Consider the following 1,486-nt stretch of genomic DNA (forward strand, 5'->3'; position numbering starts at 1 on the left):
CGACGAAGGTGAGGTTGTCGAGGTGCTCACGGGCGGCAAGTTCCAGCGCAGCCGTCGACTCGGGCTCGTCCACTTCCCCGTCTCCCAGGAAGGCCCATACATGCGACCCGGACGTGTCCTTGATGCCCCTGTTGTGCAGATAGCGGTTGAACCTGGCCTGGTATATGGCGGCAAGAGGGCCGAGCCCCATCGAGACGGTCGGAAACTCCCACAGCCACGGCAGACGCCGGGGGTGAGGGTAGGACGGCAGGCCGTGACCGTCGGCCTCCCGCCGGAAGCCGTCCAACTGCTCCTCGCGCAGTCGCCCCTCCAGGAACACCCGCGCGTAGATGCCGGGCGAGGCATGCCCCTGCAGGTACAGCTGGTCCCCGGAGCCGTCCCCGTCCTTGCCCTTGAAGAAGTGGTTGAACCCGATCTCATAGAGCCATGCCGCCGAAGCGTAGGTCGAGATATGACCGCCGAGACCCAGGTGGGAACCGCGGGTCACCATCGCGGCCGCGTTCCACCTGTTCAGCGCGGTGATACGGGACTCCATGGCGACGTCGCCCGGGAAGGCCGGCTGGGACGGAGCCGGGATCGTGTTGATGTAGTCCGAGGACAGAAGCCCCGGGAGGGCCACTCCCGACCTGGCTGCGTACTCGTGCACGCGCCGCAGCAAGTACACGGCGCGTTCGGGCCCGGCATGCCTGATGACACCGTCGAGTGATGCCTGCCATTCCCTCGTTTCCTCGGCGTCACGGTCGGGTAGCTGGTCGAGCTCACTCGTCACGGAGGACTCTGTGGGCCGAGTCGGATCACTCATTGCGGCCTTCCTGGCAGGGAGTGGGGAGGAGAGGGCAGACGGTGTTGCGGGCACGAACGTGCCGGTGGCGGCCGTCGAGAGGAGGCGAGCGAAATCAGCCCCGTGCACTACCTGAGACAGACCACGCACCGCTGTTGTGACACTGAGCGGAAAAGTGTCATGAAGTGCCCACCTTCAGCGAGCTCCCAAACCTGCGAGACTTGCCACCGAAGCACGGAGTGCTCGGTCTTCACTCCGAGGCAGCGGCGTGAGCCGTCTGAAGTGCACGGACGCTGTTACCGTCGAGGGAGAGGTGTTGGGACACCACCATCGCCACCGGCGGCGGCTCACGGTCATCTGCCTGCCCGTCGGGACAACAACTGCGGAGGTGCAACACAGTGTGTCAAGCAAGAACTCAGCGGGCGAGACGAACGACAAGCCGGGTTACGGGGCGTGGAAGACCGCGGTGACGATGCTGCAGGAAGCCAAGCCGCCCCATATCCCCGAGGGCGCCTCGGGCATGACCATCCTGGTCGAGTGGCCGCCTGGTGACCCTGGCACTCCTCCGCACCGTCACTCGGCCCGGCGTTCGGGTACGTGCTCGAGGGCGAGGTGCGCTTTGAGCTGGAGGGCGAGCCGGAACGCGTGGTCAAGGCCGGCGAGACGTTCTGGGAGCCGGGCCGAGTGACGGTGCGGAGGAGTGCC

At 66.4% G+C, this 1,486-nt stretch carries 2 pseudogenes; one reads left to right on the forward strand and one right to left on the reverse strand.

What is annotated here, in order from left to right:
• A pseudogene (locus StrepF001_RS45235) lies at nucleotides 1-802 on the reverse strand (pyruvate dehydrogenase (acetyl-transferring), homodimeric type); the annotation flags it as partial.
• Between the two features lie 451 nt (nucleotides 803-1,253).
• Here StrepF001_RS45235 and StrepF001_RS49275 point away from each other — a divergent pair.
• A pseudogene (locus StrepF001_RS49275) lies at nucleotides 1,254-1,486 on the forward strand (cupin domain-containing protein); the annotation flags it as partial.

Source organism: Streptomyces sp. F001, assembly GCF_004187715.1.
Lineage (GTDB): Bacteria > Actinomycetota > Actinomycetes > Streptomycetales > Streptomycetaceae > Streptomyces > Streptomyces flavusporus.